Here is a 6,000-nt window from a genome sequence, read left to right on the forward strand (position 1 = left end):
CCCTAGGAATAAAAAAATAATCTAAAAGCACACACCATCTTCAAAATATAATTAACTAAACCATGAAAAAACTCTGTTTAATTACCATGTTATTTGGATTGTATTTTTTAAAGGCTCAAACTCCGATTGAAATCATTAAAACTGCAGATAGTAAATTAAAGGGAAATTCATCCTATGCTGAAATGTCTATAACTATAGTGAGACCAAAATGGAAAAAAAAAATGAATCTCAAGAGTTGGTCTAAAGGAACTGATTATTCCGTTACACTTGTAACAAGTCCTGCAAAAGAAAAAGGATCTGTTTTTTTAAAAAGGAAAAAAGAAGCATGGAATTATTTACCAACTATTGAAAGGACAGTTAAACTTCCTCCCTCAATGATGACACAAAACTGGATGGGTACCGATTTCACAAATGATGATTTGATAAAACAATCTTCAATGGTTATTGATTATACTCATGAAATTATTGGAACAGAAATAATCGAAAATCTAAATTGCTGGAAATTAGAATTGATTCCTATAGAAAATGCTTCTGTTGTTTGGGGAAAATTGATTGTTTGGATCGATAAAAAAGATTATATGCAACTAAAAACAGAATTTTATGATGAGGATTTAGAGATTGTAAATAGAATGGTAGGTTCTGAAATAAATGAATATAACGGAAAAAAACTTCCTTCCAAACTAGAATTCTATCCATTAGAGGATGATGGAAATAAAACTGTTATTAAATATAATGTTTGGAATTTTGGTGTTTCAATACCTGAAAATTATTTTTCCACACAATATGTTTCAAGACTAAAATAGAATATGTTAGTAAAAATTGCCTGGAGAAATGTCTGGAGAAATAAGCGGAGAAGCTTGATTACTATTGCTTCAATTTTTATTGCTATTTTTTTAGCAATTATAATGCGATCATTGCAACTAGGTATGTACGACAATATGATTAAAAATGTTGTGGGATCGTTTACTGGATATATTCAGATACATGAAAAAGGTTATTGGGAAGATAAAAATATTGATAATTCTTACGAGGTAAGTCCAACATTTATTGATAATGTCAAAAATATTGAAGGAGTTTCTAATGTCGTAAAAAGACTACAAACCGGAGTGCTTTCCTCAAATAACAATTTATCAAAATTTTTATATGTAACAGGTATAGAGCAAAAGGGGGAGGAAAAACTTACAGATTGGAAGAAAAAATTAATAGATGGGAAACTTTTAGATGACAACAGTAAATCTATAATAATAGCCAAAGGTGTTGCAAAATATTATGATGCTAAAGTTGGAGATTCAATTATTCTGATGGGTCAAGGGTTTCACGGAATGCAAGCTGTAGGTATTTATCCTATTCAGGGAATTATAGATATGAAAAATCCCAATCTTAATAACATGAGTGTTTTTATGACTCTTGAGGTAGCTCAAGATTTTGTATCAGCTAATAATAGGATAACCAATTTAGTGATTGATAAAGAACAATATTATGACGAAGTTTATATAGCTTCTAAAATTAAAAATAAAATTGATATTCTATCTAATGATGTAATGACATGGAAAGAAATGACTCCGGAATTGGATCAGCTCATTAAGGCTGATAATGCCGGTGGACTTATAATAATAGTTATATTGTATATGATAGTTAGTTTTGGAATATTCGGTACTGTTTTAATGATGACTCAAGAAAGATTATATGAGTTTGGAGTTTTAATTTCAATAGGTATGAAAAAATCTAAATTGATGGTTACACTAATTTATGAAACTATATTTTTAACATTTGTGGGTGTTGTTTCCGGATTTATAATTTCTAGACCAATCGTAAACTATTTTCATTATAATCCTCTAAAATTATTTGGATCAGCTGCAGCTCAGTTGGAGAGTGCTGGTTTCGAGCCTGAGATTCCTTTTATGACAACCTATAGTATTCCTTTAACCCACGGATCAATAATTATATTAATCTCTTTACTTACGTGCATTTATCCAATTATTATTATTTCTAAATTAAAGCCCATAAAAGCGATGAATAGATAATAAATGGGAACAATTATAAAAATTTCTTGGCGTAATGTTTGGAGAAATAAACTAAGAAGTTTGGTAGTTATAATATCAATGGTTTTAGGGTTATGGTCCGGACTGTTCACAGTAGCAATGAGTAAAGGTATAAATGAGCAAAGAGTAAAAAGTGCAATTGACACTTATTTACATCATGTTCAAATTCATAATCCTAATTTTGAATATAATTTTGATATAAACAGTTCTATTAAAAATCCGCTCAAAGTTGTTAAAGAATTGGAGAATAATAATTTAGTCAAAGGATATAGCAGTAGATTAATTATTTCAGCAATGGCTTCAACTGCACATGGATCAGAAGGTGTTAGAGTTATTGGTGTTGATTCTAAAAATGAAAATCAATTTTCTGATATAAGTAAAAATATAATAAAAGGAAATTATTTTTCTAAAATCAAAAGCAAGCCAGCCTTAATTGGACAAAAACTCGCAGATAATCTTAAGTTAGATATAAAGAAAAAACTGTCATTCACATTTGTCGATGATAAGGGAGATCTCCAAAGAATTAAATTTAAAGTCGAAGGAATTTTTAAAACTGCAAATTCTATCCATGACAATGGAAATATTTATGTTAAAAAAGAAGATTTAAATCAACTATTAATCGATAGCTCGGTTATTCACGAAGTGGCCATATTATCTAATAATATTGAGGATTCAGATATTTTAAAGCAGCAGCTTCAGAGCCTTTTCCCGGAAAACAAAGTAGAGACTTGGAAAGATATTTCACCTGAATTGGGTTCAATTCAGGGGTTATTGGTCTGGTTTTTTATAATCTTCATGAGTATTATTCTACTGGCTCTTTCATTTGGGATAGCCAATATTATGCTTATGGCTGTATTAGAAAGAAAAAGAGAATTAGGAATGCTTATGTCAGTGGGACTTAACAAAACAAAAATTTTTATGATGATTCTTTTTGAAACTATTTTTATTTCTCTAATATCCTTACCTGTGGGAATAACTTTGTCTTATCTGATGATATCATATTATGGTCAGGTTGGAATTGATTTGTCAATTGTTTCTGAAGGTTTAGAAGCTTTTGGAATGAAGTCAATGGTTTATACGCATCTCCCAAATGATTATTATTTTAAAATAACGATTCTCACTTTGTTTGTAACACTTATTTCTTCTCTTTTTCCGGCAAGGAGAGCACTTAAACTAGATCCAGCTGAAGCTGTTAGATCACTATAACTTATTATTATGAATGTAATTGAGGCTAAAAATATTTCTAAACTATACAAACAGGCAGATCAGGAAATCAGGGCTTTGGATAATGTGACTATTAATTTTAAACAAGGAGAGTTTACAGCAATTGTTGGTCCATCTGGATCGGGAAAAACAACTTTTTTAAACACAATTGGAGGGTTAGATTCTCCAACTCAAGGTCAAGTTATTATTGATAATAAGGATATTACTAAATTAAATTCAAATCAACTTATTGATTTTAGATTAACAAATATTGGTTTTGTTTTCCAATCCTATAATTTAATTCCTGTATTGACCGCTAAAGAAAATGTTGAATTTATTATGTTGATGCAAGGATACTCAAAATTGACAAGGGATAAACGTTCTCAAGAATTACTGGAAGCAGTTGGTTTAAAAGAACAACTAAACAGAAGGCCAAACCAATTATCAGGAGGTCAACAACAAAGAGTTGCTGTTGCAAGAGCTCTTGCTTCCAAACCAAAATTTATTTTAGCAGATGAACCAACAGCAAATCTAGATTCCGCATCAACTGCTAATTTATTAGACACAATGAGAGAATTGAATAAAGAAGAAAATATGACTTTTATTTTTTCCACACATGATCAAAGAGTTATTGACAGGGCTAATCGAATTATTACTCTGGAAGATGGCAAAATACTTTCAGATATAATTGTCAAATGATTTATAAGTGAGATATATACTGTTTATTACGCTTTTCATCTTGAATAATTCATTACTCAAAGCTCAAAAAGAAAATCCACGGAGCTTAAAAGATAAAATTAGTTTTTCAGGATATATTAGGTATATGAATTCTTCATCAGTAATAAATTCAGATTCAATTATTTCGGATAACTTAATTCATAATCGTTTGAGATTAAAAGCAGATTTTAGCTCTAAACTATCAGCGGTAGTTGAAATGAGAAATAGAGCATTTTTTGGAGAAAAAACTAATTTAAACCCCAAATTAGGTAATATACTAGATCAAGATATCGGTAATCTAGATTTTTCTGTAATACCTCACGACTCAAGAACTTTAGTAATTCATTCAATTTTTGATAGGGCATATCTTAAATACTCAACCGAAAAATGGGAGTTTAGAATAGGAAGACAAAGAATAAATTGGGGAGTTAATTTAGCTTGGAACCCAAACGATCTTTTTAATTCATATAGTTTAATAGACTTTGATTATCAGGAGCGTTCTGGGGTGGATGCTTTAAGATTTCAGTATTATACGGGTGAAATGTCAAGTATTGAATTTGCTGCTCAACCTGGAGAAAATATTAATAAATCAATTTTTGCAGGTTTGTGGAGGTTTAACCTGTCTGGAAATGATTTTCAAATTTTGTTAGGTAATTATTATTTTGATTATGCTTTGGGAATAGGATGGGCTGGAAATTATAAAAATACAGGTGTTAAACTTGAAAGCACATATTTTAGTCCAAAAAAAAATAGTATGAACTCTTCAAATGTTTTTAGCTCATCAATTTCATTTGATTATTCTACCAAAAAAGGAATTTATTTAAACAGCTCGGTTCTATATAATAGTGATGGAAAGAGTCGAAATACAAGTTCAGAAAATTTATTTGGATCTTTTTTAAATGATATTTCAGCTAAAAATCTAATGCCTGCAAGGGTTACATACTTTTTACAAATTAGTGGAAATTTCACCCCTGCAATAAGTGGTTCTTTTTCTAATTTTTATATGAAAGGTGAAGAGATGCTTTTGTTGATGCCTTCTTTGACTTACGAAGTCAAAGAAAATTTTGATTCAATGTTGTTAGGGCAGTTTGTGTTTGATAATGTAAACAGTAATTTTAATTCTGTGGGAATTGGTATATTTATTAGGGTTTCATACAATTTTTAGACATGGAAAAAGGATTTATAATAATGTTAGTAGTATTTGTAACAATTGCAATTATCCATTTTTTAACATTGAAAATTTATAACTTATCATTGTCTGCCAAAAATAACTACAGAAAAAAATTCTTTTATTTTTATGGTTTATACTTTTTTATATACGGTGTCTATCTGAATATTGAAAAAAAAATTGATGTAATAGGAATTGGATTTGTTCTCTTAGCGATATTTATATTATACTTGAATTATAAAGGAAAAATAGATTCATCGTTGGATGAAATAATTAAAAAGCCTTGATTAAATTTTATTGAAGGCTTTTTTTAAAACTTTTTAACTCCAGAACTACCCCCTTTTTTTTGGGCACTTATTTATAACTTTTCGCAGTGTCAGATATCTAAAAAATTCTATTAATTTAAGAGTAAGAGAGGAGAAAAAGGAACTATAACTGGTTGTTCTCATTTCCCCTGGAGTCCTTTTTGGAAGTTTTGTTGTTATTCTATAGACCTTTTTTTTTAAGTTGCCATTTCTAAAGTAAAATTAAGTTACACCATCTTTCTTGTTTTTCCCATTCATACTTTAATTAAACTTAAATTTCTTCGAGCTTAAATAAAAACATTTCAGGGTCTATTCTAACCGCACTTTCATAAAGTGATTTAATTAAAAAAGTAGATATATACGTTTGATCACATTCAATAAAAAATTTTCCTTTATAAGAAGTACTATTAAAATAATCTGATTCTCCGTAATCTATTTTTATTCCTCTTCTTCTTTCAAAACCCTCATAATTCACCACCTCTGACTCATATTTACTTGAGACAGACCATTTCATTCCAAATTTTTCTAAGCTATTTTTGTCATCGTTTTCCCCGGATGTATTAAT

The 6,000-nt window shown here is 29.3% G+C and carries 7 protein-coding genes; 6 read left to right on the forward strand and 1 reads right to left on the reverse strand.

What is annotated here, in order from left to right:
• Positions 1–62: 62 nt before the first annotated feature.
• From AC3ATN_RS06210 to AC3ATN_RS06235, 6 genes are all read left to right on the forward strand, one after another.
• A complete protein-coding gene (locus AC3ATN_RS06210) occupies positions 63–803 on the forward strand; it encodes an outer membrane lipoprotein-sorting protein (RefSeq protein WP_487532391.1) in 741 nt (246 codons plus the stop codon).
• A 3-nt stretch (positions 804–806) separates the two neighbouring features.
• Complete coding sequence (locus AC3ATN_RS06215) at positions 807–2,024, forward strand: ABC transporter permease (RefSeq protein WP_487532393.1); 1,218 nt, start codon at positions 807–809, stop codon at positions 2,022–2,024.
• A 3-nt stretch (positions 2,025–2,027) separates the two neighbouring features.
• Entirely contained in the window at positions 2,028–3,248 is a 1,221-nt protein-coding gene (locus AC3ATN_RS06220) for an ABC transporter permease (protein ID WP_487532395.1), read from the forward strand.
• A gap of 9 nt (positions 3,249–3,257) precedes the next feature.
• Positions 3,258–3,944 carry an ABC transporter ATP-binding protein gene (locus AC3ATN_RS06225; RefSeq protein ID WP_487532396.1) on the forward strand — a complete coding sequence of 229 codons (687 nt, stop codon included), beginning with the start codon at positions 3,258–3,260 and terminating at the stop codon, positions 3,942–3,944.
• Between the two features lie 124 nt (positions 3,945–4,068).
• A complete protein-coding gene (locus AC3ATN_RS06230; RefSeq protein WP_487532397.1) occupies positions 4,069–5,127 on the forward strand; it encodes a hypothetical protein in 1,059 nt (352 codons plus the stop codon).
• Positions 5,128–5,129: 2 nt separating this feature from the next.
• Positions 5,130–5,417: a hypothetical protein gene (locus AC3ATN_RS06235; protein WP_487532399.1), complete on the forward strand. Its 288-nt coding sequence runs from the start codon at positions 5,130–5,132 to the stop codon at positions 5,415–5,417.
• A 289-nt stretch (positions 5,418–5,706) separates the two neighbouring features.
• Here the strand turns inward: AC3ATN_RS06235 and AC3ATN_RS06240 are convergent.
• A partial coding sequence (locus tag AC3ATN_RS06240; RefSeq protein ID WP_487532400.1) for a hypothetical protein occupies positions 5,707–6,000 on the reverse strand: 294 nt, incomplete at its 5' end.

The sequence above is a fragment of the Candidatus Marivariicella sp. genome, assembly GCF_983056325.1.